Source organism: Nocardia sp. NPDC041819, from assembly GCF_055590505.1.
In genome coordinates this window covers 61814-88119 of record NZ_JBVJAP010000014.1, presented here as the reverse complement: position 1 = coordinate 88119, position 26306 = coordinate 61814, and the positions used below count along the sequence as shown (strand labels likewise).

Genomic DNA, 26306 nt, shown 5'->3' with positions numbered 1-26306 from the left:
GTTGGAATCACTCCTCCAAGCGCAATCGATGCACCAGCCGCAGATGGTTCGCCAGCGCAACAAGGTCAGTGAGATGTGGTTGATCGGCAGCATCGACACGGCGGGCGGAAGAATGCTGCGAGGTCTTTACTACATCGCATTCGCCTGGATGATCTCGGTTCTCGCGCTGGGCGTTCTCGCTGCCGGATTTCCGCCGTACGAAAATGTTCTGGGCACCTTGCTCGGCGTTCTCATCATCGGAATTGCCACCGGTCTGGTCCCGGCTTTCCTTTTGAGGTGGGCGGCACTGTCCTACGATCGTCATCGAAAACTGGCCTCCTCGAACAGAAGTGGCGAGCGCGGGGGGCGGCCCCGTACACCGATGCAGCCTCCACCCTCTATGCATCAGCGGCCGCCGAGGCCCCCCCCCCCCCCCCCCGGGAGGGGGGGGCAGGAGGGGGTGGTGGGGGGGGGGGGGGGGGGAGGAGGGGAGATAGGTGATGTTTCGGCAGCAGCCGATTCCCTCGATTCCACGCGTCTGGCGCGCGGATCGGTGGACCCCTTCACACCGTCGCTGTGAGCCCGCTCGCCGGGCCCGGTGCGTCGGTTGGAGCGCGGCTCCATCGGCTCGCATGTCGGCGGTGGGTGATCGACGACGCGGCGGCGCAGTCACGAGTAACCGGAGTTCGGTCTTCATCGAACCGATACGGTTGGTGGATCGTTGTCCATGTAGCGGCATCGACGGCCGGGCGGTGAGGTATGCGATGCGAGTGAACAGGACCACTGTGGATCTGTCCGGGTATCCGGATCTGGTGGTTATCTACATCGGCATGCGGGTGCGGCGGCCGAGGGGGATGCTGCGGCTGCTCGGGCTGGGGCCCAAACTCTATCGCTCGCACAAAGATCGGCCGGACGGGTTGTTGCTGCACGAAGACGTCGTGTGGGCGCTGTTCCCGCCGCACTGGGGCGCGCGGCAGTACTGGCGCGATCTGGACAGTCTCGAAGCGTGGACCCGGACGGCGCCACATCGGGACTGGTGGCAGAAGTTCCTGCGCGACTCCGGGGGCACCGGGTTCTGGCACGAGGCCTACTTCGCCCGCGGCGGCATCGACGCGATGTACGACGACATGGACCCGGCGACGGGACTGGCGCGGTTCGCGCCCGTCGTCGCCTCACGTGGTCACCGGTTCTCCACCCGCGGCCGAGTCGAGGGCAGTCCGCCCGAGGTCGAACCGGTCGTGCCCGAATCCATCTACTACAGCGGCGAATCCGAGTAATCCGCGCGGGCTGTCACATCACAAGGAAATCACAAAGCAGCGTTTGAGCGCGTGAGCCCCGGGGTACCGCCATGAATAGAATCGCACCGCACCGCTCTTCGGAGTGACGCACGTCGCAGGCCGGCGGCCGAAAGCGGCGCGCTTCGTGTACGGCGCGCTACGGGCAGATGAATATGTTGTTCCCATATGTGGGACCAACGACTTGGGACCGTCTGGTAGCCTCCCCGCCGTTTATCGTGTTCCGTATGCACGTCCTGTTCGTCTGCAACGGCAATGTTTGCCGGTCGGTGATCGCCGAGCGGCTCACTCGCGCCCTCGCGGTCGAACACGATCTCCCCTATCTCACCGCCGAAAGCGCCGGCACCCGCGCCTTGGTCGGATTTCCGGTCGAGCCGCTCGCCGCGCAGACCATCACCGGGCTCGGCGCGGACGCGAGCAACTTCCGGGCCCGTCGCCTGAAGCCGGAGATGATCGATAAGGCCGACCTGGTCCTCACGATGACCGAGCAGATTCGCGAGCAGGCGATCGACTTGGCCTTCGGCGCGGGCGCGCGCACCTTCACGCTGCTGGAGGCCCACCGCATCGCGCACGTCACCGGCGCGCGCACGGTCGCCGAATTGCACCGCGCGCGCAACGACCTGTCGCTGGTGGGCCGGGAGAACATCGCCGACCCGGTGGGGCTGTCCGCCCAGGCTTTCTGCGACGTCGGCGATCGCATCGCCGAGGCGCTCGTACCGCTGCTGCTGGCGCTCGCCCCGCACGAGCAGCCGCGCTGGCCACACGACGAGCGCCGGGGACTGGTGATCCGCCCGGGTGGCGCGCCTGCGCCGCTGGCGACCTTCCTCGCCGCCCAGCGCACCAGGTGACCGCCGCGGCGACGACCGCACCGGGCAACGCGCCCGGATAGACCGCGTATCAACCTGTTACCACGCGGCTGTGTCCTTTTCCCTCCCCCACGCACTAAACTCCCGCCGGACACCATTCTCCGCCGTTGCTGCGTCGACACAGGACAGGAATCAGACATGCCGAAACGCATTTCGGATGTTTCGCTCCATGTTTATGTGACACCGGAAATACTCGAACGCGTCGTCGACACCGTGCGCGAGGTGGTCGACGACCACCTCGCCGACCGTGACGTATTCGCCTGGCGCTTCACCTTGCCGGTCGACGCCGACGACCCGGCCCACCTGGCGCTCGAGAGCGGCTGCCGCGCGGATCCGCCCGGTGGAATTCCCGGCAACCGCGGCACCTACGAAATCGCGCTCAGTCTGGTCGGCGCACCGGATCAGCTGACCGGCGCCCACATGGCCGCATTGGAACATGAACTGCTGCACGCCGTCTCGGGGCTGGCGCGAACCGAGCCGGGAGGCGGGATCCCGGTCTCGATCCGCGCATCGCAACGCACCGACGTCGATCTGGACATCGATCGCGACCGCGAACTGCTCTAGTCCTGACGCCGCGGCGGGAAGTGGCGGATCAGTCCCTCTTGCACCGTGGTGGCCAGCAGATCGCCACTGCGGGAGTAGAAGCGGCCGGTCGCGAGGCCACGAGAGCCCGCGGCTACCGGTGACTCGGTGCAGTACAGCGCCCACTCGTCGAAACGGAACGGGCGGTGGAACCAGATCGAGTGGTTGACCGTGGCCGCGACGATGCGGTCCAGACCCCACGACAGCCCGTGGGTGGTGATGATCGAGTCCAGCACCGTGGTGTCGGACGAATAGCCCAGCGTCGCCACATGGATCAGCGGGTCGTCGGGCAACCTGCCGTCCGCGCGCATCCACACGCGGTTGTGGTTGAGCCGCTCCCCGGTGCCCTTGAGAATCCAGGCCGGATCGTTGGTGTAGCGCATGTCGATCGGATGCGGCGCCTTGACGAACATCTCCAGCTTGTCCTCCAAGCCTTCGAAGCTCTCCTCCACCCGGGGCAACGTCTCCGGATCCGGTACGTCCGGCTGGGCATGCGCGTGCTCGAGCCCCGTGCCCCAATCCTGGAACGCGGCGAGCATCACGAACAGCTCCTGGCCGTCCTGGCTGGCGGTCACCGTGCGGTTGGCGAACGCGCGACCGTCGCGATGCCGGTCCACCCGGTACTCGATCGGCTTCTTCACATCGCCGCCGCGCACGAAATGCGCGTTGACGGCGTGCACCGGACGGTCACCGACCGTCCGGCCCGCCGCGATGATGGCCTGCGAGACGAGCTGACCGCCGAAGGTCCGGCTCCACACCTTCTCCGGGTGCTGGCCGACGAACACGTCCTCGTCCATCTGCTCGAGATCGAGCAGGCCGAGCAGCACATCCAGGTCGGAGCGCGGCGCGTGTGGATCCGCGATGGGGCTGCTCAGGGAAGCACTCACTAGTGGTCCTCCTCACCGATTCGGTGAACGTGGATCAGGTTGGTGGAACCGACGGTACCGGGCGGCGACCCGGCGACGATGACCACCAGGTCACCCTTCTGGTATCGGTCCATCGACAGAAGTGCTACATCCACCTGGTGGATCATGGCGTCGGTGCTGTCGACCGTGGGCACGATGAAGGTCTCGGTGCCCCAGGTCAGCGCCAGCTGACTGCGCACCTCCGGCAGCGGCGTGAACGCCAGCAGCGGCAGCGGAGTGTGCAGCCGGGCCAGGCGGCGCACGGTGTCGCCCGACTGGGTGAACGCGACCAGCGCCTTGGCGTTGAGCCGCTCGCCGATGTCACGGGCGGCGTAGGAGATCACACCACGCTTGGTGCGCGGCACGTGGGTCAGCGGCGGCACCCTGGTCGATTCGGTCTCCACCGCGTGCACGATGCGCGCCATCGTGCGCACCGTCTCGATCGGGTACTTGCCCACCGAGGTCTCGCCCGACAGCATCACCGCGTCGGCGCCGTCGAGCACCGCGTTCGCCACGTCCGAGGCCTCGGCGCGGGTGGGGCGGGAGTTCTCGATCATCGATTCCAGCATCTGCGTGGCGACGATGACCGGCTTGGCGTTCTCCCGGGCCATCTGGATGGCGCGCTTCTGCACGATCGGCACCTGCTCGAGCGGCAGTTCGACACCGAGATCGCCGCGCGCGACCATCACCGCGTCGAAGGCCAGCACCACGGCCTCCAGGTTGTCGATCGCCTCCGGCTTCTCCAGCTTGCCGATCACCGGCACTCGGCGGCCCACCCGGTCCATCACGTCGTGCACCAGCTCGACGTCGGACGGGGACCGCACGAACGACAGCGCGATGAAGTCCACCCCGAGCTTCAGCGCGAATTCCAGGTCCTCGATGTCCTTCTCCGACAGCGCGGGCACCGACACATCCATGCCCGGCAGCGAGACGCCCTTGTTGTTGGAGACCGGTCCGCCCTCGGTGACCCGGCAGACCACGTCGTTACCGTCGACGCGAGTGACGGTGAGGCCCACCTTGCCGTCGTCGACCAGCAGGCGGTCGCCGGCCTTGGCGTCCTGCGCCAGCTCCTTGTAGGTGGTGGACACGCGGTCGTGGGTCCCGTCGACGTCGTCGACGGTGATGCGGACCTCTTCGCCCGTCGCCCAGACGGTTCTGCCTTCCAGGAAGCGCCCCAGGCGAATCTTGGGGCCCTGCAGGTCGGCGAGAATGCCGACCGCCCGGCCGAGGTGGTCGGCCGCCTGACGCACCTTCTTGTAGTTCTCGGCATGGTCGCTGTGCTCGCCGTGGCTGAAGTTCAGCCGAGCCACGTCCATGCCGCTCTCGACGAGTTCGCGGATACGGTCCTCGGTGGCAGTGGCCGGGCCGAGCGTGCACACAATCTTCGTCCGTCGCATCACGAGTAGAGCCTAGTCCCGCTCGGTGGGCAGGTCCCGCCGTGGCCACGGTGAAACCTTGGTGAAAAATATGAACGACAGCCACACGGCAGGTACAAACGGATACTCATCGGGCGACATGACGGGCCAACCTCGTTTCCAGCCGGGTCTGCCCGAACCCGAGGATCAGGCAGATCACCCAGTAGTACAGCGCCGCGACCCCGTAGAGCGCGAAGAAATCGAACGTCGGCGCGGCGGCGAGCTGGGCGACGCGCAGCAGCTCGGTCACCAGGATGGTCGAGGCCAGCGAGGTGTCCTTCACCAGGGAGATCAGCGTATTCGACAGCGGCGGTACGGCGATGCGCGCGGCCTGCGGCAGGATGATCTGCCGCAGCATCAAGGGATACGACATGCCGAGCGCCTGCGCCGCCTCCCACTGCCCCGCCGCGACGCTCAGGATGGCGGCCCGCACCACTTCGGCCGCGTAGCCGCCGACGTTGAGACTGAACGCGATCACCGCGGCGGGAAACGGATCGATCACAATGCCGAACTGCGGCAGCGCGTAGAACACGATGAACAACTGCACCAGCAGCGGTGTGCCGCGAATGATCGAGATGTAGCAGCGGGCCGCCGCCGACAGCGGCCACAGCGGCGACATCCTGGCCAGCGCGACGAACAGCGCGAGCGCCAGGCCGATGGCGAAGCTGATCGCGGTGAGCGGCAGGGTCTTGGTGAGGGTGGCCTGCAGCATCGGCCACAGGTTGTGCCAGATGAGATTCCGGGTGGCGGCGTCCATGAACGATGTCGGCTACCGGCTGACGTCGGTGCCGAAATACTTCTCGGAGATCTTCGCCAGCGTGCCGTCGGCGCGCAGCTGATTCAGCGCGTTGTCGACGTCGGTGATCAGCGCGTCACCCTTGCGCGCAGCGAACGCCTGCTTGCTCACCGATCCGGTCCGGGCGGCGATCTTCACGCTGGTGTCACCGGTCTTCGCGGTGTACTCCGCGACGGCCAGGTTGTCGTTGACGGTGGCGTCCACGCGGCCGTTCTTCAGCAGCTGGATGGCCTGCACGAAGCCCTCCACGGCCTCGACCTTCGCGCCCGCGTCGGTGGCGACCTTGCTCCAGTTGCTGGTGGCCGACTGCGCGCAGGTCTTCCCGGCGAGGTCGGCAAGCCCGGTGACGGCGTTGTTGTCGGCGCGGGTGACGATCACGCCCGCCGAGGTGGTGTAGGGCGCCGACAGCGCGTATTCCGCCGTGCGCTCGTCGTTCACGGTCACCTGATTCGCCACCAGATCGAAGCGCTTGGACTCCAGGCCGGCGAAGATGGCGTCCCACGGCGTCTGCACGAATTCGACCTTCTTGCCGAGTTTGTCGCCGACCGCCTGGATCACCTCGACGTCGTAGCCGGTGAGCTTGCCGTCGGAGCCCTGGTAGCTGAACGGGGTGTAGGTGCCCTCGGTACCGACCTTCAGCACGTTCGGGTCGCTCCCGCCGCACGCGGTCAGTCCGGTGGCGGCGAGGACGGCGAGCACGGCGGCGGCGAACAACTTACGGCGCACGGAATCCCTCTCTTCGGTGCGTGGCGTTCCACACACGGCACGCGAATCCGGTCATGCTACGCCCGGACCGCCACGAGCGACAGTATCGCGATCATGGTGCGCGGAAGAGTTGCGCAGCGCTGTCACCCGCGTCGACCGGGAGGCGGGCACCCCGCTCCCGCCTGCCGGTTCCGCCGAGATCAGTCGCGCAGCGGGCGGCCGTTGCTGTCCGGCACCTTGCCGGTGAGCATCAGGACGCCGTCGACGATGCCCCAGATCCAGCCGACGGTGAAGCAGGTGAGGATGCCGACGACCAGCTGAGCTACGCCCAGGCCGGTGTACCCGAGGTAGAAGCGGCCGACGCCGAAACTGCCCAGGAAGATCTGCAGGAGTCCCGCGACGAGCTTCTGCTTGTCGGACAGCGGTACACCGAAAGGGTCACGGCCCCAGGGTGCCTCCGGATCGTTGGGGTTGTAGCCCTGCGGCCCGACCGGGTAGGGGACGCCCGGGTAGCCCACCGGCTGTTGACCGTAGGGATCGACGGGCTGGCCGTACTGGGGCTGACCGTAGGGGTCCGACGGCGCGCTGAACTGCGGCTGGCCGTAGGGGTCCGACGGGGCGCTGTACTGCGGCTGGTTCTGCGCGTCCAGCCGCTTGGTCAGATCGGGACCGGTGCCGGGCGGGCCGTACTGCGGGCCACCGGTTTCCGGATTCTGCTGGTAAGGGTCGGTCACTCAGGTCCTCCTCGGTCGTGCGGGCACCCTCTGGTCGGCCCCCGGTCCTGCTGAATCGCCGAACTGCCGTTTCGCGACGATCACGAGCCATTGTCACGGGGATCGACCTGGTTGTCGCCCCGGTGGCATTCGGCCCCGCGCACAGTTATCGCGACGGATCACCCGAACGTTGCCGCCGCGGCGATTCTGTGCCGACGGTGCCGGGTCGAGTCGAGAACCGTGCCCTTCGGCGTCCCGGCCGTACCGGGCGATCAGTTCTAGTCGGACGCCGACTTTCCCGAATCGGCCTTCTCCGAGGCGGTCCGGGAAGACTCGTCGGTCTCGGCCGCCTGCTGCCCGCCCGGTTCCGCCGAGCCGGACTCGGCCTCGGCCACCGCGCTCTCGGCCGTCGGCGCATCGATGCCGGTCGTGGATTCGCTGATCGGCGCGGACTTTCCGGGCGCCGCCCCTGCGGCGCGCAGGGCGCGGATCTGCCACGGCCACGGCCGCGGGCTCGCGCCGGGTTGCAGCTGCCCGGGCGTTTCGCGGCCCTTCGTCGCGAACACGAAGTAGGCGATCGCGGCAAGGAATACGACGGCGGAGGTGAACGAGTTGATCCGGATGCCCGCGATCTTCGTCGCCTCGTCGGCGCGCATCAGCTCGATGAAGAACCGGCCGAAGCAGTAGCCGGCGACGTACAGCGCGAACAGGCGGCCGTGCCCGATCCGGAAACGCTTGTCCACGTACACCAGCAGCACGACGACGAGCACGTTCCACAGCAGTTCGTACAGGAAGGTGGGATGCACGATCTTGTCGACCACGCCGGTGGAGGCGCCGTTCATCATGTCGAGCCTGCCGTCGTCGCCCACCCGCCGGTAGATCTCCAGGCCCCAGGGCAGGTCGGTCTCGCGGCCGTACAGTTCCTGGTTGAAGTAGTTGCCGAGCCTGCCAATGGCCTGGGCGAGCAGGATCGGCGGGGCGACCGCGTCGCCCAGGGCGGGCAGCGGGATCCGGTACACCCGGCAGCCGATCCACGCCCCGATGCCGCCGAGCAGCACCGCGCCCCAGATGCCGAGCCCGCCTTGGTAGATCTTCAGCGCGTCGACCGGATTCCCGTCCGCGCCGAAGTACTTCTGCCAGTCGGTGGCCACGTGGTAGAGCCTGCCGCCGACCAGACCGAACGGCACCGCGAACATTGCGACGTCCAGGATCGCGCCGGGCTGCCCGCCGCGTGCGCGCCAGCGCCGTTCGCCCCACCAGATCGCGACGACGATGCCGAGGATGATGCACAGGGCGTAGGCCCGCAGCGGGAACGGCCCGAGCTGCCACACGCCCCGCGCGGGGCTGGGGATGTAGGCCAGCAGGGCGCCGCTGACGCCGCCGTCGGCCAGGACACTGTCTGCGAGGACTCGTAACGTCACGGGGTCACCGTAGCGGAGAAGCTCGGCCGCCACGCCAACACCGCACCGCCCTTGTCGTGGTGGGGCGCGCCATCGCGGCGCCGTCCGGACGTGCCCGCCCGCCGGTAGCCCCGGGAGTTCCCCTCATCGGGCGAGAGCGGCCGAGCGCACTCCCGTGGATTGCACGTCTTCGACAGGAGGCACGCCATCCGGTGCACCGGCTTGTGCGCGTCCGGGTGGCCGGACTGGATCGCTGGTCTCGTGTCACAGCGGCGACCAGGGCACCACAGGACGAGGCCGACCAGGGGCAGGCCGCCGGGGTGCGTTACCCCATCTGGGTGGGTACAGCGGCGGGGCCGGGCCGATTTCGCCGCCGGGCCGAACCGCCTTCCTAGGACGCCACGGTGGCCGAGCGCACGCCTTCGGCGAGTTCCGCCGTCAGTGCCCGGACGGCATCGAGACCCTGTCCCGCCGCGCTCACCAGCGCCGAGCCGACGATCACGCCATCGGCGAAGGACGCGATCTCGGCGGCCTGCTCGCCCGAGCGGACGCCGAGCCCGACGCCGATCGGGATGTCGGAGTGCGTCCGGATCCGCGCGCACAGGGCGGGCGCGGCCGAGGACACCACGTCCCGGGCGCCGGTGACGCCCATGGTCGAAGCCGCGTAGACGAAGCCGCGGCTGGCCTCGAGCGTTTTCACCAGGCGCTCCTCGGTGGACGACGGCGCGACCAGGAAGATGCGGTCCAGGTTGTGCGTGGACGAGGCGACGAACCAGTCGTCGGCCTCCTCCGGGATCAGGTTGGGGGTGATGATGCCCGCGCCGCCCGCGGCGGCCAGATCCCGCGCGAAGCGATCCACGCCGTACTTGAGCACGGGGTTCCAGTAGCTCATCACGACGGCCTTGCCGCCCGCGCCGGTGATCGCCTCGACCACCGTGAACACGTCGCGCACCCGCACGCCACCGCGCAGTGCCTGCTCGGCGGCGGCCTGGATGGTCGGGCCGTCCATCACCGGATCGGAGTAGGCGACGCCGACCTCGATGATGTCGCATCCGGCGTCGACCATGGCGCGCACGACCTCGATCGAACCGGCCAGATCGGGGTAGCCGGCGGGCAGGTAGCCGATCAGCGCCGCGCGGCCTTCGGCGCGGCAGGCGGCGAAGGTGTTCGCCAAGCGGGACTGCTGGCTCACCGGCCCTCCTCCTTCGGCTCGTCGTCGAACAGCCCGAACCACCGCGCTGCCGTGTCCATGTCTTTGTCACCGCGGCCCGAGAGGTTCACCAGGATGACCGCGCCGGGGCCGAGTTCCTTGCCCAGTTGCAGCGCGCCTGCCACCGCGTGTGCCGACTCGATCGCGGGGATGATGCCCTCGGTGCGGCTGAGCAGCAGCAGCGCGTCCATCGCCTCGGTGTCGGTGATCGGCCGGTACTCGGCGCGGCCCACGTCCTTGAGGTAGGCGTGCTCCGGGCCGACACCCGGATAGTCCAGGCCCGCCGAGATCGAATGCGACTCGATGGTCTGGCCGTCCTCGTCCTGCAGCAGGTACGAGTAGGCGCCCTGGAACGCTCCTGGCGTGCCGCCGGTGAAGGTAGCCGCGTGCCTGCCGGTGTCGACGCCGTCGCCGGCCGCTTCGTAGCCGATCAGCCGGACGCCGGCGTCGTCGAGGAACGCGTGGAAGATGCCGATGGCATTGGATCCGCCGCCGACGCAGGCGACGACCGCGTCGGGCAGCCCGCCGGTGGCGGCCTGCACCTGGGCACGAGCCTCCATGCCGATGATGCGCTGGAAATCGCGCACCAGCATCGGGAACGGGTGCGGGCCCGCGGCGGTGCCGAAGCAGTAGTAGGTGTCGTCGGCGTTGGTCACCCAGTCGCGCAGCGCCTCGTTGATGGCGTCCTTGAGGGTCTGCGAACCGGAGGTCACCGAGATCACCTCGGCGCCGAGCAGGCGCATGCGCGCCACGTTCAGCGCCTGGCGGGCGGTGTCGACCGCGCCCATATAGACGACGCAGTCCAGGCCGAGCAGCGCGCAGGCGGTGGCCGTGGCGACGCCGTGCTGGCCCGCGCCGGTCTCCGCGATCACCCTGGTCTTGCCCATCCGCTTGGCGAGCAGCGCCTGGCCGAGCACGTTGTTGATCTTGTGCGAGCCGGTGTGGTTCAGGTCTTCGCGCTTGAGCAGGATGCGCGCGCCGCCCGCGTGCTCCGCCAGCCGCGTGCACTCGAACACCGGCGACGGGCGCCCGGTGTAGTCACGCTGCAACCGGTCCAGCTCGTTGAGGAAGGACTCGTCGATCCGGGACTTCTCGTATTCGGCGGTCACCTCCTCGATGACGGCCATCAGGGCCTCGGGGACGTGCCTGCCGCCGTAGACGCCGAAGTGCCCGCCCACATCGGGCTCGTGGCCGCTGCGCTGGGCGACGCCGTCACTGGCCTGTGGTACCGCTGCCACGCCGGTCACCGGCCCCGCCGTGCCGGCTTCGGGCAGGACGGGTGGGTACCCGCGGTCACCAGTTCCGAGACCGCCGCGCGGGGGTCGCCACTGGTCACCAAGCCCTCGCCGACGAGAACGGCGTCCGCGCCCGCGCCCGCGTAGGCCAGCAGGTCGGCGGTGCCGCGGATGCCGGATTCGGCGATCCGGATGACCTCGGTGGGCAGTCCGGGCGCGATCCGCGCGAACACGTCGCGGTCGACCTCGAGCGTCTTGAGGTTGCGGGCGTTCACACCGATCACCGACGCGCCCGCCTCCAGCGCGCGGTCGGCCTCCTCCTCGGTGTGCACCTCGACCAGCGCGGTCATGCCGAGCGACTCGGTGCGGTCGATCAGGGAGGACAGCACGTCCTGCTCCAGTGCCGCGACGATCAGCAGGATGACGTCCGCGCCGTGCGCGCGCGCCTCGTGGATCTGGTAGGGGCCGACGACGAAGTCCTTGCGCAGGATCGGGATGTTCACCGTGGCGCGGACCGCGTCCAGGTCGTCGAGCGACCCGTTGAAGCGGCGGCCCTCGGTGAGCACGCTGATGATCCGCGCGCCGCCGTCCTCGTAGGACTTGGCCAGGCTCGCCGGGTCCGGGATGTCCGCCAGCTCGCCCTTGGACGGGCTTGCCCGCTTGACCTCGGCGATCACGCCGATGCCGTCCTCGAGCAGCGCCGCGCGGGCGTCCAGCGGCGCGGGCGCGGCCGCGGCGGCCGCCTTGACCGCCTGGAAGTCGAGAAGGGCTTCCCGAGCGGCCACATCCGCGCGGACCCCGTCGAGAATCGAGTCGAGTACCGTCATCTGGCTCGAATCCTTTCTGGGGAGACGGACTTGCTACCTGAGAATCCCCCCAGGCGCTGTCTCACCGATGCTGACAAAGAATAAATGGACCTACCGGGCGCTGATGCGCCGGGGCTCGGGTTCAACCATGCGGAAGGGCTCCGCGCAAGGTGGTACCCGCCACACCCGCCGTGCGGGAACAGCTCAGCGGCCACGTCGGTCCGCCTCACCGTGCTCCGGGTCCTCCGGAGCCGACGGCCCGGCAGCGGGCTCGTCGGTCGGGTCGGTCCCGGCGTCCAGCGCGTCCCACAGCACGCGCTCGGACAGCTGGGGCGAGGACACATCGTCCGGGGATTGCGCGCGCCGCTGCGCGACCTCCGCGGTGGCGGCGGCGCGCCGGAAGACCGGGTTGTCGTACTTGCCCGACATCCGTGCCGCCTCGGCGGGCATCCGGGCCAGCAGCGCGCCCGCCCCGAACGCCGCGAGCGCGCCGAGCAGCGCGAGCACGGCCGGGAACGCCGACGTGGTCGCCGTCTCCACCTGGGCGCGGGCCGGGAGCTCGGCTAGTGTCGCGGCCCGCTCGGTGATCTTGCCGGAATCGGTCAGCAGCGCGAACGCGGGCACCGCCGCCACCGCCGCGACCAACGCGATCAGCACGCCGACCAGGCGGCGCAACCAGCCCCTGGTGGCCAGTACGGCCGCGATCGACGCGAGCAGCACCAGCGCCAGCGGCGTGAGCGCGCCGAACCACACCCCGCCGTCGAGGTGATCGGTGCGGGGCTGGGTGAGTCCGTCGGAGGAGCTGACGGTCACCCAGGTCATCCGGGACGACGCCCACAGCGCGGCGGCGGCGACGGCGAGCAGCGCGACCGGGGCCACCGGGTATCTCCGGCGCGACTCGCTTCCCGTGTCCGGCGGCTCGGCGCGGGCGGCGGAATCCGATGCGGCTGGACCGGCTTCCGGCCCGCCGGTCTCCGGGGCGGACTCCCGCGCCGGGCCGGGTTCGTCTTCGGGACGGGCAGCTGTCATAGCGATCCGCCGTCCGCCGCATCCGGCTCCGGCTCCGTGCCGTAGGCCCGCACCGTTCCGGCCGCCGCGACCGCCTTCAGCACCGCCATCGCCTTGTTGCGCGACTCCACGTCCTCGTATTCCGGATTCGAGTCCGCGACCACGCCCGCGCCCGCCTGCACGTAGGCCGTGCCGTCCTTCAGCAGCGCGGTGCGGATGGCGATGGCGGTATCGGCGTCACCGGCGAAGTCGAGGTACCCGACCACGCCGCCGTAGACGCCGCGCCGGGTCGGTTCGAGTTCCTCGATCAGTTCCATCGCGCGCACCTTGGGCGCACCGGACAGGGTGCCCGCCGGGAAGCACGCCCGCACCGCGTCCAGCGCGATCCGGCCGGGCGCCAACCGGCCCGACACCGTGGACACCAGGTGCATGACATGGCTGTAGCGCTCGATGTGCCGGTATTCGGTGACCCGCACCGTGCCCGGCTCGCACACCCGGCCCAGGTCGTTGCGGCCGAGGTCGACGAGCATGAGGTGCTCGGCGTTCTCCTTCTCGTCGGCGAGCAGGCCCTTCTCCAGCAGCAGGTCCTCCTCCTCGGTGCCGCCCCGCCAGCGGGTGCCCGCGATCGGATGGGTCGTCGCCACACCGTCTTTCACGGTGACCAGCGATTCCGGGCTGGAGCCGACGATGGAGAACGCGGTGCCGCCTTGGCCGTCCGGGATGTGCAGCAGATACATGTACGGGCTGGGATTGGACGCGCGCAGCATCCGGTACAGGTCGATCGGCGACCCGTCGTAGTCCATCTCGAAACGCTGGGACAGCACCACCTGGAACGCCTCGCCCGCCTCGATCTCCTTGACCAGGCGGCGCACGCCCGCGCCGAACTCCTCGGTGGTGCGCCTGCGCCGGTACCGCGGCTCGGGCTGGTCGAAGACCGACACGGTGGATTCGGCCGGCGCGCCGAGCGCGGCGGTCATCCGGTCCAGCCGGGCCACCGCGTCGTCGTAGGCCTCGTCGACTCGCTCGGCGGTGCCGTTCCAGTTGACCGCGTTGGCGATCAGCGTGATGGCGCCCTCGTGGTGGTCGAACGCGGCCAGGTCGGTGGCGAGCAGCAGGACCATCTCCGGCAGCCGCAAGTCGTCCAGCGCCAGGCTGGGCAGCCGCTCCATCCGGCGCACCGCGTCGTAGCCGAGGTACCCGACCATGCCGCCGGTCAGTGGCGGCAGTCCGGGCAGGCGCTCGGTGCGCAGCAGTTCCAGCGTCTCGCGCAGCGCGACCAGCGGATCGCCGCCGGAGGGCGCGTCGGCCGGGACGCTGCCCAACCAGGCCGCCTCGCCGTCCACCACGGTCAGCGCCGACGGGCTCCCCGCGCCGATGAACGACCAGCGCGACCACGACCGGCCGTTCTCCGCGGACTCGAACAAGAAGGTGCCCGCCCGGTCGGCCGCGAGTTTGCGGTAGGCCGACAGCGGAGTCTCGGAGTCCGCCAAGACCTTTCGGGTCACCGGGACCACCCGGTGCTCCGCGGCCAGTTGATGGAACTGTTCGCGGGTCGTGGTGGTGGGAGTGGACGCGCCTGGCATGCACTCATCATCCCAGGCCGGGCCGATCGACCGGTGAGCGGTGCCGGTGACACGGGGCCGTACGCGACAAACGCGACAAATCAGGTCGACCGTCCGGTTCTCACGCGGCCGCCGGACGTGTGGCGGCGCTCACTACACTCGCGGCGTTCCACGTCGCATGCGGTATCCATCTCGAGAGGAGACAACTGATGTACCCCTCGCAATCGGTAGCGCCCGAGGGTCCTCGGCACATCCCGAACCACAGCGTCCCGCGCCCGCACGCCCCGCACCCAGGGGCCACCGGCCATCCGGCCTACCCCCAGGGTGCTCCGAGCAACGCGCTCGCGTCCTTCGTCACCTACGTCAAAGCACTGGAGTCCCTGGACAAGAATCGTTTTCCCGACGAATACGCCGTCCACAGCCACCGCATCAAAGAGCTTCGGCCGTTCCTGCGAGCCCACGGCATCCTCGATGTGATGGCGATCAAGAACCCTGAGGTGGCAGCGCTCATCGGCGCGTAGCCGCCACACCATCGGCTCGTGCCCGGCCACCAGCGCGGCGATCGGAGCGCGGGCGGCGCCTCGACGGGCACGAGCAACGGAGCATGGTTTCCCCGACCGCCGCCGCCGGAGAGCGGGATACCCGATTCAACCAAGCGCCCGGTAGGCTTTCCGACTATGCAGCAAGGACAGCTCGCCCCCGCTTTCGAGCTTCCCGATCAGTCCGGCACCCCCCGCTCGCTCGACGCGCTGCTGGCGGACGGCCCCCTGGTCCTCTTCTTCTATCCCGCCGCCAATACGCCCGTGTGCACGGCCGAGGCATGTCATTTCCGTGACCTCGCCGCCGAGTTCGCCGCACTCGGCGCCACCTGCGTCGGCATCAGCACCGACAACGTGGACACCCAGGCCGGGTTCGCGGACAAGCAGCGCCTCGGTTATCCGTTGCTCTCCGACGCCGACGGCGCCGTCGCCGCGAAGTTCGGCGTGAAGCGCGGACTGCTCGGCAAACTCGCGCCGGTGAAGCGGCAAACGTTCGTCATCGACACAGACCGCACCATTCGCAAGATCATCACCGGCGAGTTGCGCGCCGCGGTGCACGCCGACGAAGCCCTGAACTACCTGCGCACCAGGTAGACCGCGCGGCGCGCCGCGGCCGCGCAGCCACTGCCGGGCCGCGGTGCGGCCTACGCTGGATCCATGACTTCGACCGAGGTCCAGCCCGGCGAGGGCAAACCCACCGCAGCGGTCTGGCGCACCCGGATCATCGGCGGCGCCGTGCTGCTGGCCGTCCTCGTCGTTCTCTATTTCATCCTGTCCGCGTTCATTCCGCGCTGGTGGGCGCAGCGGGTGGGATCGATGGTGCACGGCAGTTTCGCCAAGGGCATCGGCTGGGGCCTGTTCTTCGGCGGGATCTGCACCATCGTCACCCTTTTCCTGCTGCTGTTCGCCGTGCTGGTGTGGCGGCGCAAGGCCGGCAAGTTTCTCGCCGGTGCGGCCGGGGTCGTCGCCATCCTGTTCGCGCTGCCCAACCTGATGACGCTGACCATCGTGCTCGGCAACAGCAGCGCCGCCCACGCGGGCGAACGGATCCTGGATGTCGACGGGCCCGCCTTCCGTGGCGCCGCGCTCACCGGTGCCGTCGTCGCGGTGCTGCTGCTCCTGCTCGCGGTAGCGCTGTTACTGCTGCGCCGGTGGCGGCGCACGCACCCGCGCCGACCGAAGGCCGAGGAGACGCCTGCGAGCGGCGTGTGAGTGAACTCACGTCATGCGGCATCTTTATGACGGTCGAGCGAAGTCGTGGCAAACTCGTTGTCGCGGGTGACTGTGCACAAGCTTCTCGACAATCACTAGGACAACGAACAAAACCACGTCACTTGGCTTGAAAGAAGGCACACAGTGACGAAGTGGCTCGACCCGGTCGAACAACGCGCTTGGCGTGCGATCGTGGCGCTGATGACGCGACTGCCAGGGGCTCTGGACACCCAGCTCCAGCGCGAGTCCGGCGTGACGCATTTCGAGTACTGGGTACTGACCCTGTTGTCGGAGGAACCGGGCCACCGACTGCAGATGAGTGAGCTTGCCCACAAGGCAAATGCATCGCTATCGCGCTTGTCACACGTGGTTTCCAAGCTGGAGCGGATGGGCTGGGCACAGCGCTCGGCGACCGCGGGCCGACGCGGCGTGCATGCCGTGCTCACCGACGACGGGTACCTGAAGGTCGTAGAGGCCGCGCCCGGATATCTGGCGGCCGTGCGGCACCTGGTTTTCGACGGCTTGGACGACGCGCAGAAGGCCCAGGTCGCCGATCTGGGCGAACTGCTGGCCGAGCGGCTCGTCGACGCGCTCGACCAACTCGACCAGCTCGGCGGACTCACCCCGGCGACGGACGACCAACGCCCGAACGGAGGCTAGCCCGGCGCCTGCTCAGGATCGCGGGGCCAGGAGCACATCCGAGTCGAAGCAGGTGTGCGTGCCGGTATGGCAGGCCGCCCCCGCTTGATCGACGACCAGCAGGATCGTGTCGCCGTCACAGTCGAGCCGCACTTCGTGCACGTACTGGGTGTGGCCGGAAGTCTCCCCTTTGACCCAGTACTGCTGACGGGAGCGCGAATAGTACGTCGCCTTACGGGTTTCCAGCGTGCGCGCCAGCGCCTCGTCGTCCATCCACGCGACCATCAGCACGTCACCGGTGGCGCGTTCCTGCGCGACGGCCGAGACCAGCCCGGCGTCGTTGCGCTTGAGACGGGCGGCGATAGCGGGATCGAGACTCATGGCACCGTTATAACAGGGGCGCCGTGGCGCGGAGTACCCGGTCAGCGCACCCGGGAGCGCTGGAGTTCGCCGAGCACCTCCCAGGTGCGCCGCTGGTCCTCCGGGGTGGTCAGATCGGTCTGCGAGAAGATCACCTCCGTCGCGCCCGCCGCGAAGTACTCCGCGACACGGGCCGCGATCAGCTCCTCGTCACCGATCACCACGAGTTCCGCCGCCCGTGCCGCCCCGGACAGCTCGATCACCCGGGCATAGGAGGGGATGTCGTCGTACAACGCCGTCTGGGCGGCGGCCGCCGCCCGCGCGGTGTCCAGGTCGGCGGTGACCACGCCGGGGACCAGCACGGCGACCCGCGGCGCGGGCCGGCCCGCCCGCTCGGCGGCGGCGGTGAGCGGCGCGACGATGTGCTCGGCCAGCGCCTCGGGGCCGACCAGGAAGGGCAGGGTGCCGTCGGCCAGCTCGCCGGTGACGCGCAGCGCCTGCGGTCCCATGGCGGCCACCAGGAGCGGCACGGGTGGACGCGCCCCGGCCACCGCGGCGGTCAGCGGGGCGGCGGCGGTGAGCGTCTCGCCGTGGAAATCCACCGTGCCGGTGTGCAGCACGGTGCGCAGCGCGGTGAGGAACTCGCGCAGCCGGGTGATCGGCCGATCGAAGGATCCGCCGAACACGGGGGCCGCGAAGGATGCCGCGCCGAGGCCGAGTCCGAGGGTGAACCGGCCGGCGGTGGCCGCCTGTGCGGTCTGCGCCTGCCCGGAGATCAGCAGCGGATGACGCGCCGTGATCGGCACCGCGGAGGTGCCGACAGCGAGTCCGGGCACGGCACGGCCGACGATCCCGGCCAGCGCGATGGCGTCATGGGTGAACGTCTGGCCGAGCCACAGCGACGACAAACCGGCGGCGGCCGCCGTCGCACCCAGCGACACCGCCGCGTCCACGGCATTGCCCGTGGCGTCGAGGGCGAACGGGGACAGCGCGATTCCGATGCTCATGCCCGATGCAACCGCGCTGCCGCGAAGCGCCTTCCGGCTCGGCGGATTTCCGCCAACCGCTACCGGATGACGATCTTCTCCGCCCGCATCGAATCCTTGACCTGGCCGATGGTGAGATCGCCGAAGTGGAACACGCTGGCGGCGAGCACGGCGTCGGCGCCCGCGTGCACGGCCGGGGCGAAGTGCTCGACCGCGCCCGCGCCCCCGCTGGCGATCACCGGGACCGTCACCGCCTTCCGCACGGCGCGGATCATCGGCAGGTCGAAACCGGCCTTGGTGCCGTCGGCGTCCATGGAGTTGAGCAGGATCTCGCCGACGCCGAGTTCGGCGCCGCGCACCGCCCATTCGACGGCGTCTATGCCGGTGCCGCGTTTGCCGCCGTGCGTGGTGACCTCCCAGCCGGAGGGCGTGTCCGGCTGCCCTTCCGGCACGGTGCGCGCGTCCACCGACAGCACGATGCACTGGGAGCCGAAGCGCTCGGACATCTCGCGCAGCACCTCCGGCCGCGCGATCGCGGCGGTGTTCACCGAGACCTTGTCCGCGCCCGCGCGCAGCAGGCGGTCCACGTCCTCGACCGTGCGCACCCCGCCGCCGACGGTGAGCGGGATGAAGATCTGCTCGGCGGTGCGGGTCACCACGTCGATCATCGTGCCTCGATCACCGGTGGAGGCGGTCACGTCGAGGAAGGTCAGCTCGTCGGCGCCCTGGGCGTCGTAGAGGGCGGCCAGTTCGACGGGATCACCCGCGTCGCGCAGGTTCTCGAAGTTGACGCCCTTGACCACCCGGCCCGCGTCGACGTCCAGACACGGGATCACCCGTACGGCCAACGTCATTGCCTCACCCTTCCTCCGCGGCCGCCGGATCGGCGACCGTGCAGATCATGTCGAGCAGTTCCTCGTGCACGCCGGGCGCGGCCGCGAGCACGGAGCCGGAGGTGATGGTCCACGGCCTGCCCACCAGGTCGGTGACCACGCCGCCCGCCGCGCGCACCAAGGCGACGCCCGCCGCGTTGTCCCAGGGATGGTGCCCGAACACGATCGCGCCGCCGAGCACGCCGGAGGCGGTGAACGCCAGATCGATGCCGGTCGAGCCGTGCATGCGCACCCGGGAGGACAGCCTGCTCAGCGGTCCGAGCAGGTCGAAGCGGAATTGTCCGGGGATGCGGCCGTGCGCGTCCACGTTGAACGCGCCGAAACCGATCATGGCCTCGGCGAGTTTCCCGCGCGGCAGCGGCGGCAGCGGCTGCCCGTCCAGCAGCACGGGGCCCCCGGCCATGGCGGCGTAGCGGCGGCCGAGCAGCGGCAGCCAGGTCAGTCCCAGCACCGGTTCCCCGTCGCGGACCAGCGCGAGCAGCATGCCCGAGAGCGGATGCCCGGAGGAGTAGTTGAACGTGCCGTCGATCGGGTCGAGCACCCATGCGGTGCCGGAGGTGAGCTGCGGTCCGCCGAACTCCTCGCCGTGCACCTCGATCCCGGTGCGGCGCAGCAACTCGGCGGAGACGGTGCGCTCCAGCTCCAGGTCGAGTTCCGTGGCGAAATCATTGCGGCCCTTCTCGACCGCGCTCGGCGCGCCGATACCCTCGACGAACCGCGAACGCACCGAATCCAGGACCTCGCTCGCCGCCGCGAGCAGGTTCGACAGTTCCCGGGTCATCTCACCGCGGCCAGCGCCTCGGGCAGGGTGAACCGGCCCGCGTAGAGCGCCTTGCCGACGATCGACCCCTCGACGCCGTCGGGCACGAGTTCGGCGATCGCGACCAGGTCCGCGATGGTGGACACGCCGCCGGAGGCGATGACGGGTGCGTCGGTGGCCGCGCAGACTTCGCGCAGCAGGTCGAGGTTCGGGCCGGTGAGCGTGCCGTCCTTGGTCACGTCGGTCACGACGTAACGCGAGCAGCCGTCGCGCTCCAAGCGCTCGAGCACCTCCCACAGGTCGCCGCCGTCGCTGACCCAGCCGCGCCCGCGCAGCCGGTACTCGCCGTCGATGATGCGCACGTCGAGGCCGACCGCGATGCGCTCGCCGTGCCGGGCGATGGCCTTCGCGCACCAGACCGGGTCCTCCAGCGCGGCGGTGCCGAGATTCACCCGGGCGCAGCCGGTGGACAGGGCCGCCTCGAGGCTCTCGTCGTCGCGGATGCCGCCGGACAGTTCCACCTTGACGTCGAGCTCACCGACCACGCCCGCCAGCAGCTCCCGATTCGAGCCGCGACCGAACGCCGCGTCCAGGTCGACCAGATGCACCCATTCCGCGCCGGCTTCCTGCCAGGCCAGCGCCGCCTCGCGAGGCGAGCCGTAGCTGGTTTCGCTGCCGGCCTCTCCTTGCACGAGGCGCACAGCCTCTCCGTTGGCGACATCGACGGCGGGTAGCAGCACAAGACTCACGAGAGCAGCCTAGTGGTTACCCGGCCGCGTCCGAGTGCAGGGCCTGGGCGGATGGGACGTCGATCACCGCGGCGGGCCTGCCGCGTGCGCGTCCAGGATGCGGGTCAGCAGCGTGACCAGCGTCTGCCGATCGCGCTCGGAGAACCCCGCGAGCAATTCGTCCTGGGCGACCTTCAGGCGCTCGTCGAGATCGTCGAGGTGACGCGCGCCCGCCGCGGTGAGCGTGACGATGTTGCGGCGGCGGTCGGCGGCGTCGGGGTTGCGCTCGACCAGCCCGCGGGCGGCGAGATCGTTCACCGCCGCGACCACGTCACTGCGGTCGATACGGGTGCGCCTGCCCAGCTCCGCCTGGCTGGCCGGACCGAACTCACCGAGCGTGGCCAGCAGCGCGTAATGGTGCCGCCGGGAGCCGGTGGGCTCCAGCGCCCGCTCGGTCGCCCGATTCGCCACCAGCGCGACCTGATTGACCAGCCTGGTGGGCAGGACGCGGAGCCGTCCTGCGGCGTCTTCGTGCGCGATGTCCATGCGGCCACTCTAACAAGACTTGTTGGCAGCACCCACGATCCGTTACGTTGGAGATACCAACGTTGGACACGCCAACGTTCCGTTCGGAAGGCGACTTCGATGCGCAAGATTCGCTCAGCCCTCCCCCTGCTCGTTCTCCCGCTGGCCGCCCTGACCGCAGCCTGCGCCTCCGCCGCCGCGAGTCCCACGCCGGAGGTGCGCGAGATGCTCGACCGCGCGCAGATCACCGCTCTGGTCGATCGGCTCGGCCGCGCGTTGGACGAGGGCCGCTTCGAGGAACTGCGGGCGATCTACACCCCGGACGCGACCGCGAAGACGCCCGGCGGCACGGCCGAGGGGCGCGAGGCGCTGATCGCCCAGGCGAGCCGCAACCACGGCGAGGACAAACGCATTCAGCACGTGATCGGCAACGTGCTGATCGATCTGCGCGGCGACGCGGCCGACGTGCGGGCCAACTTGATCGCCACTTTCGCACCCGCCTCCTCCGACGGGACGATTCCGCGGCCGCAGTACACCCTCGGCGAGGTCTACCGTTTCGACGCGGTCCGCACCGCGGAGGGCTGGCGGCTGTCCCGGGTGCGGACCACCCCGATCTGGTCCACCGGCACGCGTCCTTGATCGGCGCGGCGAGCACGCGTGCGGTGACAGCGGAGGGCGAGCAACGCGCACTGCGCCCCGCACGCGTCCCACCGGGTAGCCGTTTGATCACCGAACCCCGTCGACCGCAGGACCGGACGGTCACTCGCGAATCCGCAGCGAGCCCCGAAGACGGGTCGGCGTATGCCCGGACCTACCAGCCAGGTCGTCGGCATAACCGCGGCACAGGCGGTGCGGCAGGTAACGTCTCCGCTCGGCGATCATCCCGGTCGCCGCTTCCCTTTCGCACCGAGGAAGTGCATGTCACGATCTGAAATCGCTGCCGCCCTGTCGCTTTCGGCAGCAGCCTGCTTCGCGGCCTTCGTCGCCGCACCCGCCGCCAACGCCGCCGCGCCCGAGGAGGCGCGCCTGGCGGGATGCGAATTCGGCTCCGCCGCGGCGACCTACGACTACGCGCGGTTCGGCGAACACGCCCGCCGGATGCTCGACCTCAGCACCGGAGAGTTCCGCGCCGAGTTCGAGAACTTCCGCGCCAACATCCAATCCAGTGCCGAGGCCGCGCACAGCCGCGCCGAGGCGAACTCGGCCGACTGCCGCATCGTCTCCGGCGACGACAACCGGGCCGAGGTGGACGTCGACGTGGTACGGACGGTGACCAGCGATGAGACCGACGGTCTGCCGCAGACCAGCCGCATGGCGATGACCGTGACGGTGGACAACGTCGACGGACGCTGGCTGGTCAGCAAGGTCCGCAAGCACTGACCGCGGCGGCGGTCCCGCGCGCCTCGGTGCGCGGGACCCGCCCTACAGCGAGTTCACCCAGTTGCGCAGCAGGTGGGCGCCCGCGTCACCGGATTTCTCCGGGTGGAACTGGGTCGCCGACAGCGCGCCGTTCTCCACCGCCGCCAGGAACGGCACCCCATGCTCGGCCCAGGTCAGCTTGGGCGCGGCGAAGTGCTCACTGGGCGGCAGGTCCCAGGTCTGCGCGGCGTAGGAGTGCACGAAGTAGAAGCGGGTCTGCGCGTCGAGGCCCGCGAACAGCACGCTGTCGGACGGGGCGGAGACGGTGTTCCACCCCATGTGCGGCAGCACCGGCGCCGACAGCCGTTCGACCGTGCCCGGCCATTCGGCGCACCCGTCGCTCTGCTCGCCGAATTCCACACCCCGCTCGAACAGGATCTGCATGCCGACGCAGATGCCCAGTACCGGGCGCCCGCCGGCCAGCCGCTGACCGATCAGGCGTTCGCCCCGCACCGCACGCAGTCCCGCCATGCACGCGGCGAACGCTCCGACGCCCGGCACGACCAGTCCGTCGGCGGCGAGCACGGCCTGCGGGTCCGCGGTCACATCGACGCGGGCGCCCGCCCTGGTCAGCGCTCGTTCGGCGGAGTGCAGGTTGCCGGACCCGTAGTCGAGCAGGGCCACCGTTTTCGCGCTCACAGCGTTCCCTTCGTCGAGGGGACCCCGCTCACCCGCGGGTCGAGTTCCACCGCGGCGCGCAGCGCACGGGCCACCGCCTTGAATTCGGCCTCGGTGACGTGGTGCTGATCGCGGCCGTAGAGCACCCGCACGTGCAGCGCGATGCGCGCGTTCAACGCGATCGACTCGAAGACGTGGCGGTTGAGCACGGTGGAGTACGGCGCGCCGGGACCGGACCCGGGAATCACCGTGTGCACCAAGTGCTCCGGCTCTCCGGTGTGCACGCAGTAGGGGCGGCCGGACACGTCGACGGCGGCGTGCGCCAGCGTCTCGTCCATCGGGATGTAGGCATCGCCGAACCGGCGGATCCCCGCCTTGTCGCCCAGCGCCTTGCCGAGCGCCTGACCGAACACGATCGCGGTGTCCTCGACCGTGTGGTGCGCCTCGATCTCGGTGTCACCCTCCGCCCGCACGGTCAGGTCGAAGCTCGCGTGCGCGCCGAGCGCGGTCAGCATGTGGTCGTAGAACGGGACGCCGGTGGCGATCTCGGTCTTGCCGGTGCCGTCCAGATCCAGCTCGACGACGATGCCGGATTCCTTGGTGACCCGCTCCACCCGGGCGGTCCTACTCATGCTCACGTCCAATCGAGTTGTCGCCGATGGCTTCTCGGCGCTGGTTCATCGCGGTGCCAGATCGCTGCCTGCCAGCAGCCCGCTGACCCGCAGCAGTTCGTCGTTCTCGGCGGCGAGGCCGATCGTGGTGCGCAGATAGCCGGGAAGGCCGACGTCGCGGATCAGCACGCCGTGCTCGAGGTAGCGCTGCCAGCTGCGCGCGGCGTCGGCGAAGCGGCCGAACAGCAGGAAGTTGGCGTCGCTGGGGATCACGTCGTATCCGAGCTCGCGCAATGCCGCCGCCACCCGGTCGCGCTGGGCGGCCAGTTCGGCGACGCTGCCGAGCGTCTCGTCGGCATGCCGCAGGGCCGCGCGCGCGGCGGCCTGGGTGACCACCGACAGGTGGTAGGGCAACCGCACCAGCAGCATCGCGTCGATCACCGCGGGCGCGGCGACCAGATAGCCCAGGCGTCCACCGGCGAACGCGAACGCCTTGCTCATCGTCCTGGTCACCACGAGCTTCGCGGGGAACCGGTCGATCAGCCCGATGGCGCTCGGCTGCGCGGAGAACTCGCCGTAGGCCTCGTCGACCACCACGATGCCGGGGGCGGCCGCGAGGATGCGCGCCAGGTCCTCCTGCGGGATGCTGTGCCCGGTCGGGTTGTTGGGGCTGGTCACGAACACCACGTCGGGTGTGCGCTCGGCGATCGCGGCCAGAGCGTGATCGATGTCGAGGGAGAAGTCGACGTTGCGCTCAGCTTCGATCCACTCGGTGTCGATGCCTTCGGAGATGATCGGGTGCATCGAGTACGAGGGCACGAACCCCAGCGCGCTGCGGCCCGGTCCGCCGAAGGCCTGCAACAGCTGCTGCAGGATCTCGTTGGAGCCGTTGGCGGCCCATACGTTGCCGGTGTCCACCGCGATACCGGTCTGCGTGGTCAGATACCGCGCCAGGTCGGTGCGCAGCGCGACGGCGTCGCGGTCCGGGTAGCGGTGCAGGTCCGCGGCGGCCGCGCGGATCGACTCGGCGACGTCGTCGATCAGCGCCCGGCTGGGCGGATGCGGGTTCTCGTTCGTGTTCAACTGCACGGGGACCGTCAACTGCGGTGCGCCGTAAGGCTTCTTGCCCCGCAGGTTCTCCCGCAGCGGCAGGTCGTCCAGGGTCAGGTCCGCGCCGGGCGCGCTCGCCGCGCGCGTCACGAGAGGGCCTCGAAACGCGCCTGCACGGCCTGCCCGTGCGCGGGCAGGTCCTCGGCGTTCGCCAGCGCCACCACGTGGCCCGCGACATCCTTCAACGCCGCTTCGGTGTACTCCACGACGTGGATGCCGCGCAGGAAGGTCTGCACGCTCAGCCCGGAGGAGTGCCGCGCGCAGCCCGCGGTGGGCAGCACGTGGTTGGAGCCCGCACAGTAGTCGCCCAGGCTGACCGGCGCGTATGCGCCGACGAACACCGCTCCGGCGCTGCGTACCCGGGCCGCGACCGCGGCCGCGTCGGCGGTCTGGATCTCCAGGTGCTCGGCGGCGTAGGCGTTCACCACGCGCAGGCCCTGCTCGATGTCGTCGACCAGGACGGTGCCGGACTGCTTGCCGCGCAGCGCCTCGCCCACCCGGTGGGCGTGCTTGACCACGGTCAGCTGCGTGGTCAGCGCCGCGTCCACCGCGTCGGCCAGCTGCTCGCTGTCGGTGACCAGCACGCTGGCGGCGAGCACGTCGTGCTCGGCCTGGCTGATCAGGTCGGCGGCCACGTGCACCGGGTCGGCGGTCGCGTCGGCGAGGACGGCGATCTCGGTGGGGCCCGCCTCGGCGTCGATGCCGACCAGGCCGCGGCACAGCCGCTTGGCCGCGGTGACGTAGATGTTGCCCGGCCCGGTGATCAGGTCCACCGGCTCCAGCTGCGCGCCGTCGGTGTCGACGCCGCCGTAGGACAGCAGCGCCACGCCCTGGGCTCCGCCGACCGCCCATACCTCCTCGACGCCGAGCAGCTGCGCGGCCGCCAGGATGGTGGGGTGCGGCAGCCCGCCGAACCGCGCCTGCGGCGGTGAGGCCACCACCAGCGAGCCGACGCCCGCGGTCTGCGCGGGCACCACGTTCATCACGACGCTGGACGGGTAGACGGCGTTACCGCCCGGCACGTACAGGCCGACCCGCTCGACGGGCACCCAGCGCTCGGTGACGGTGCCGCCCGGCACCACCTCGGTGGTCTTGTCCGTGCGCCGCTGATCGGCGTGTACCTTGCGCGCCCTGGCGATGGACTCCTCCAGCGCCGCGCGGACCGCCGGGTCCAGCCGCTCCAGCGCGGCTTCCAGCTCGGCCGCGGGCACCCGCACCGTCGCCGGGATCACCCCGTCGAAGCGCTCGCTGAACTCCAGCGCCGCCGACACGCCCTGATCACGGATCGCCTCGACCACCGGACGCACCTGATGCAGCACCGAGTCCACGTCGACTCCCCCGCGCGGCAGCGCGGCGCGCAGCTCGGCGACGGAGGGAGTACGACCGCGCAGATCGACGCGGGCGAGCTCGATGCGGGATGTCATGTGGT

General features: G+C 70.1%; 31 protein-coding genes. 9 read left to right on the top strand and 22 right to left on the bottom strand.

Features of this window, described 5'->3' with window-relative positions; genetic code table 11:
- Positions 1–7: 7 nt before the first annotated feature.
- Positions 8–304, bottom strand: a complete 297-nt coding sequence (locus ACZ6DL_RS30275; protein ID WP_466056210.1) for a hypothetical protein — start codon at positions 302–304, stop codon at positions 8–10.
- 439 nt (positions 305–743) lie between these two features.
- On the opposite strand from ACZ6DL_RS30275, the gene ACZ6DL_RS30270 reads away from it, so the two are divergent.
- The 3 genes from ACZ6DL_RS30270 (at position 744) to ACZ6DL_RS30260 (ending at position 2704) form a co-directional block, all read left to right on the top strand.
- Complete coding sequence (locus ACZ6DL_RS30270; RefSeq protein ID WP_466056208.1) at positions 744–1256, top strand: monooxygenase family protein; 513 nt, start codon at positions 744–746, stop codon at positions 1254–1256.
- A 245-nt stretch (positions 1257–1501) separates the two neighbouring features.
- Positions 1502–2122, top strand: a complete 621-nt coding sequence (locus ACZ6DL_RS30265) for an arsenate reductase/protein-tyrosine-phosphatase family protein (protein ID WP_466056206.1) — start codon at positions 1502–1504, stop codon at positions 2120–2122.
- Positions 2123–2278: 156 nt separating this feature from the next.
- The gene (locus tag ACZ6DL_RS30260; RefSeq protein ID WP_357041688.1) at positions 2279–2704 is read left to right on the top strand and encodes a hypothetical protein; all 426 of its coding nucleotides are present in this window, start codon (positions 2279–2281) and stop codon (positions 2702–2704) included.
- On the opposite strand, the gene ACZ6DL_RS30255 is transcribed toward ACZ6DL_RS30260, so the two are convergent.
- The 11 genes from ACZ6DL_RS30255 to ACZ6DL_RS30205 all read right to left on the bottom strand — a co-directional run bounded on the left by ACZ6DL_RS30255 (position 2701) and on the right by ACZ6DL_RS30205 (position 14498).
- Positions 2701–3519, bottom strand: coding sequence for an acyl-CoA thioesterase (locus tag ACZ6DL_RS30255; RefSeq protein WP_393238441.1), 819 nt, complete (start codon positions 3517–3519; stop codon positions 2701–2703). The two genes, ACZ6DL_RS30260 and ACZ6DL_RS30255, sit on opposite strands and share 4 nt — an antisense overlap.
- Positions 3520–3608: 89 nt before the next feature.
- A complete protein-coding gene (gene pyk / locus ACZ6DL_RS30250; protein ID WP_174371804.1) occupies positions 3609–5027 on the bottom strand; it encodes a pyruvate kinase in 1419 nt (472 codons plus the stop codon).
- Between the two features lie 103 nt (positions 5028–5130).
- On the bottom strand, positions 5131–5799 hold the full coding sequence (locus ACZ6DL_RS30245; protein ID WP_466056204.1) for an amino acid ABC transporter permease: 669 nt from the start codon (positions 5797–5799) through the stop codon (positions 5131–5133).
- 12 nt (positions 5800–5811) lie between these two features.
- Positions 5812–6564, bottom strand: coding sequence for an amino acid ABC transporter substrate-binding protein (locus tag ACZ6DL_RS30240; RefSeq protein ID WP_466056203.1), 753 nt, complete (start codon positions 6562–6564; stop codon positions 5812–5814).
- Positions 6565–6743: 179 nt separating this feature from the next.
- Entirely contained in the window at positions 6744–7277 is a 534-nt protein-coding gene (locus ACZ6DL_RS30235; RefSeq protein ID WP_466056201.1) for a TM2 domain-containing protein, read from the bottom strand.
- Between the two features lie 257 nt (positions 7278–7534).
- Positions 7535–8677: a prolipoprotein diacylglyceryl transferase gene (lgt, locus tag ACZ6DL_RS30230; RefSeq protein WP_466056199.1), complete on the bottom strand. Its 1143-nt coding sequence runs from the start codon at positions 8675–8677 to the stop codon at positions 7535–7537.
- 370 nt (positions 8678–9047) lie between these two features.
- Positions 9048–9848, bottom strand: a complete 801-nt coding sequence (gene trpA, locus ACZ6DL_RS30225) for a tryptophan synthase subunit alpha (RefSeq protein WP_357041671.1) — start codon at positions 9846–9848, stop codon at positions 9048–9050.
- Positions 9845–11104: a tryptophan synthase subunit beta gene (gene trpB, locus ACZ6DL_RS30220; protein WP_466056197.1), complete on the bottom strand. Its 1260-nt coding sequence runs from the start codon at positions 11102–11104 to the stop codon at positions 9845–9847. Before trpB ends, trpA begins: the two co-directional genes overlap by 4 nt.
- Positions 11105–11109: 5 nt before the next feature.
- Positions 11110–11928: an indole-3-glycerol phosphate synthase TrpC gene (gene trpC, locus ACZ6DL_RS30215; RefSeq protein WP_062970871.1), complete on the bottom strand. Its 819-nt coding sequence runs from the start codon at positions 11926–11928 to the stop codon at positions 11110–11112.
- 183 nt (positions 11929–12111) lie between these two features.
- Positions 12112–12936, bottom strand: a complete 825-nt coding sequence (locus tag ACZ6DL_RS30210) for a TIGR02234 family membrane protein (protein ID WP_466056195.1) — start codon at positions 12934–12936, stop codon at positions 12112–12114.
- Positions 12933–14498 (bottom strand): anthranilate synthase component I, encoded by a 1566-nt coding sequence (locus tag ACZ6DL_RS30205; protein WP_466056193.1) that lies wholly within the window; start codon positions 14496–14498, stop codon positions 12933–12935. The genes ACZ6DL_RS30210 and ACZ6DL_RS30205 overlap by 4 nt, the downstream gene beginning before the upstream one ends.
- A 188-nt stretch (positions 14499–14686) precedes the next feature.
- Between ACZ6DL_RS30205 and ACZ6DL_RS30200 the strand changes: the two genes are divergently transcribed.
- The 4 genes from ACZ6DL_RS30200 (at position 14687) to ACZ6DL_RS30185 (ending at position 16888) form a co-directional block, all read left to right on the top strand.
- Positions 14687–14998: a hypothetical protein gene (locus ACZ6DL_RS30200; RefSeq protein WP_040866030.1), complete on the top strand. Its 312-nt coding sequence runs from the start codon at positions 14687–14689 to the stop codon at positions 14996–14998.
- A 156-nt stretch (positions 14999–15154) separates the two neighbouring features.
- Positions 15155–15610 carry a peroxiredoxin gene (locus tag ACZ6DL_RS30195; RefSeq protein WP_391471337.1) on the top strand — a complete coding sequence of 152 codons (456 nt, stop codon included), beginning with the start codon at positions 15155–15157 and terminating at the stop codon, positions 15608–15610.
- Between the two features lie 63 nt (positions 15611–15673).
- Positions 15674–16228, top strand: a complete 555-nt coding sequence (locus tag ACZ6DL_RS30190) for a permease (RefSeq protein ID WP_466056191.1) — start codon at positions 15674–15676, stop codon at positions 16226–16228.
- A 144-nt stretch (positions 16229–16372) separates the two neighbouring features.
- On the top strand, positions 16373–16888 hold the full coding sequence (locus ACZ6DL_RS30185; RefSeq protein WP_466056189.1) for a MarR family winged helix-turn-helix transcriptional regulator: 516 nt from the start codon (positions 16373–16375) through the stop codon (positions 16886–16888).
- 12 nt (positions 16889–16900) lie between these two features.
- On the opposite strand, the gene hisI is transcribed toward ACZ6DL_RS30185, so the two are convergent.
- From hisI to ACZ6DL_RS30155, 6 genes are all read right to left on the bottom strand, one after another.
- Positions 16901–17248 carry a phosphoribosyl-AMP cyclohydrolase gene (hisI, locus tag ACZ6DL_RS30180; protein ID WP_357041650.1) on the bottom strand — a complete coding sequence of 116 codons (348 nt, stop codon included), beginning with the start codon at positions 17246–17248 and terminating at the stop codon, positions 16901–16903.
- A gap of 41 nt (positions 17249–17289) precedes the next feature.
- Complete coding sequence (locus tag ACZ6DL_RS30175; RefSeq protein WP_466056188.1) at positions 17290–18234, bottom strand: TIGR03564 family F420-dependent LLM class oxidoreductase; 945 nt, start codon at positions 18232–18234, stop codon at positions 17290–17292.
- Positions 18235–18293: 59 nt separating this feature from the next.
- Positions 18294–19067, bottom strand: coding sequence for an imidazole glycerol phosphate synthase subunit HisF (gene hisF, locus ACZ6DL_RS30170; RefSeq protein WP_466056186.1), 774 nt, complete (start codon positions 19065–19067; stop codon positions 18294–18296).
- A gap of 4 nt (positions 19068–19071) precedes the next feature.
- Complete coding sequence (locus tag ACZ6DL_RS30165) at positions 19072–19887, bottom strand: inositol monophosphatase family protein (protein WP_466056184.1); 816 nt, start codon at positions 19885–19887, stop codon at positions 19072–19074.
- Positions 19884–20615 (bottom strand): bifunctional 1-(5-phosphoribosyl)-5-((5-phosphoribosylamino)methylideneamino)imidazole-4-carboxamide isomerase/phosphoribosylanthranilate isomerase PriA, encoded by a 732-nt coding sequence (priA, locus tag ACZ6DL_RS30160; protein WP_062970890.1) that lies wholly within the window; start codon positions 20613–20615, stop codon positions 19884–19886. Before priA ends, ACZ6DL_RS30165 begins: the two co-directional genes overlap by 4 nt.
- A gap of 63 nt (positions 20616–20678) precedes the next feature.
- Positions 20679–21140: a MarR family winged helix-turn-helix transcriptional regulator gene (locus ACZ6DL_RS30155; protein ID WP_466056182.1), complete on the bottom strand. Its 462-nt coding sequence runs from the start codon at positions 21138–21140 to the stop codon at positions 20679–20681.
- 99 nt (positions 21141–21239) lie between these two features.
- Here ACZ6DL_RS30155 and ACZ6DL_RS30150 point away from each other — a divergent pair, with 99 nt between their 5' ends.
- Positions 21240–21758 (top strand): nuclear transport factor 2 family protein, encoded by a 519-nt coding sequence (locus ACZ6DL_RS30150; protein WP_466056180.1) that lies wholly within the window; start codon positions 21240–21242, stop codon positions 21756–21758.
- Between the two features lie 279 nt (positions 21759–22037).
- The gene (locus tag ACZ6DL_RS30145; RefSeq protein ID WP_357041635.1) at positions 22038–22499 is read left to right on the top strand and encodes a hypothetical protein; all 462 of its coding nucleotides are present in this window, start codon (positions 22038–22040) and stop codon (positions 22497–22499) included.
- Between the two features lie 42 nt (positions 22500–22541).
- Here the strand turns inward: ACZ6DL_RS30145 and hisH are convergent, their stop codons facing one another.
- From hisH to hisD, 4 genes are read right to left on the bottom strand one after another with little or no spacing between them, the layout of a single operon-like run.
- Complete coding sequence (gene hisH / locus ACZ6DL_RS30140; RefSeq protein ID WP_062970900.1) at positions 22542–23177, bottom strand: imidazole glycerol phosphate synthase subunit HisH; 636 nt, start codon at positions 23175–23177, stop codon at positions 22542–22544.
- Entirely contained in the window at positions 23174–23788 is a 615-nt protein-coding gene (hisB, locus tag ACZ6DL_RS30135) for an imidazoleglycerol-phosphate dehydratase HisB (protein WP_040866019.1), read from the bottom strand. Before hisB ends, hisH begins: the two co-directional genes overlap by 4 nt.
- Positions 23789–23833: 45 nt before the next feature.
- Positions 23834–24967, bottom strand: a complete 1134-nt coding sequence (locus ACZ6DL_RS30130; RefSeq protein ID WP_466056177.1) for a histidinol-phosphate transaminase — start codon at positions 24965–24967, stop codon at positions 23834–23836.
- A complete protein-coding gene (gene hisD / locus ACZ6DL_RS30125; protein WP_040866017.1) occupies positions 24964–26301 on the bottom strand; it encodes a histidinol dehydrogenase in 1338 nt (445 codons plus the stop codon). Before hisD ends, ACZ6DL_RS30130 begins: the two co-directional genes overlap by 4 nt.
- Positions 26302–26306 lie beyond the last annotated feature (5 nt).

Coding starts and splice junctions, on each gene's coding strand:
- ACZ6DL_RS30275 (WP_466056210.1), bottom strand. CDS start 304: ATGACGATCGTAGGACAGTGCCGCCCACCTCAAAAGGAAAGCCGGGAC.
- ACZ6DL_RS30245 (WP_466056204.1), bottom strand. CDS start 5,799: ATGGACGCCGCCACCCGGAATCTCATCTGGCACAACCTGTGGCCGATG.
- ACZ6DL_RS30210 (WP_466056195.1), bottom strand. CDS start 12,936: ATGACAGCTGCCCGTCCCGAAGACGAACCCGGCCCGGCGCGGGAGTCC.
- ACZ6DL_RS30145 (WP_357041635.1), top strand. CDS start 22,038: ATGTCACGATCTGAAATCGCTGCCGCCCTGTCGCTTTCGGCAGCAGCC.
- ACZ6DL_RS30260 (WP_357041688.1), top strand. CDS start 2,279: ATGCCGAAACGCATTTCGGATGTTTCGCTCCATGTTTATGTGACACCG.
- ACZ6DL_RS30190 (WP_466056191.1), top strand. CDS start 15,674: ATGACTTCGACCGAGGTCCAGCCCGGCGAGGGCAAACCCACCGCAGCG.
- ACZ6DL_RS30205 (WP_466056193.1), bottom strand. CDS start 14,498: ATGCCAGGCGCGTCCACTCCCACCACCACGACCCGCGAACAGTTCCAT.
- ACZ6DL_RS30270 (WP_466056208.1), top strand. CDS start 744: ATGCGAGTGAACAGGACCACTGTGGATCTGTCCGGGTATCCGGATCTG.
- hisD (WP_040866017.1), bottom strand. CDS start 26,301: ATGACATCCCGCATCGAGCTCGCCCGCGTCGATCTGCGCGGTCGTACT.
- ACZ6DL_RS30165 (WP_466056184.1), bottom strand. CDS start 19,887: ATGACCCGGGAACTGTCGAACCTGCTCGCGGCGGCGAGCGAGGTCCTG.
- hisI (WP_357041650.1), bottom strand. CDS start 17,248: ATGAGTCTCGATCCCGCTATCGCCGCCCGTCTCAAGCGCAACGACGCC.
- hisF (WP_466056186.1), bottom strand. CDS start 19,067: ATGACGTTGGCCGTACGGGTGATCCCGTGTCTGGACGTCGACGCGGGC.
- ACZ6DL_RS30155 (WP_466056182.1), bottom strand. CDS start 21,140: ATGGACATCGCGCACGAAGACGCCGCAGGACGGCTCCGCGTCCTGCCC.
- ACZ6DL_RS30175 (WP_466056188.1), bottom strand. CDS start 18,234: ATGAGCATCGGAATCGCGCTGTCCCCGTTCGCCCTCGACGCCACGGGC.
- ACZ6DL_RS30200 (WP_040866030.1), top strand. CDS start 14,687: ATGTACCCCTCGCAATCGGTAGCGCCCGAGGGTCCTCGGCACATCCCG.
- trpC (WP_062970871.1), bottom strand. CDS start 11,928: ATGACGGTACTCGACTCGATTCTCGACGGGGTCCGCGCGGATGTGGCC.
- ACZ6DL_RS30255 (WP_393238441.1), bottom strand. CDS start 3,519: ATGGACGAGGACGTGTTCGTCGGCCAGCACCCGGAGAAGGTGTGGAGC.
- ACZ6DL_RS30265 (WP_466056206.1), top strand. CDS start 1,502: ATGCACGTCCTGTTCGTCTGCAACGGCAATGTTTGCCGGTCGGTGATC.
- hisB (WP_040866019.1), bottom strand. CDS start 23,788: ATGAGTAGGACCGCCCGGGTGGAGCGGGTCACCAAGGAATCCGGCATC.
- ACZ6DL_RS30195 (WP_391471337.1), top strand. CDS start 15,155: ATGCAGCAAGGACAGCTCGCCCCCGCTTTCGAGCTTCCCGATCAGTCC.
- ACZ6DL_RS30150 (WP_466056180.1), top strand. CDS start 21,240: ATGCGCAAGATTCGCTCAGCCCTCCCCCTGCTCGTTCTCCCGCTGGCC.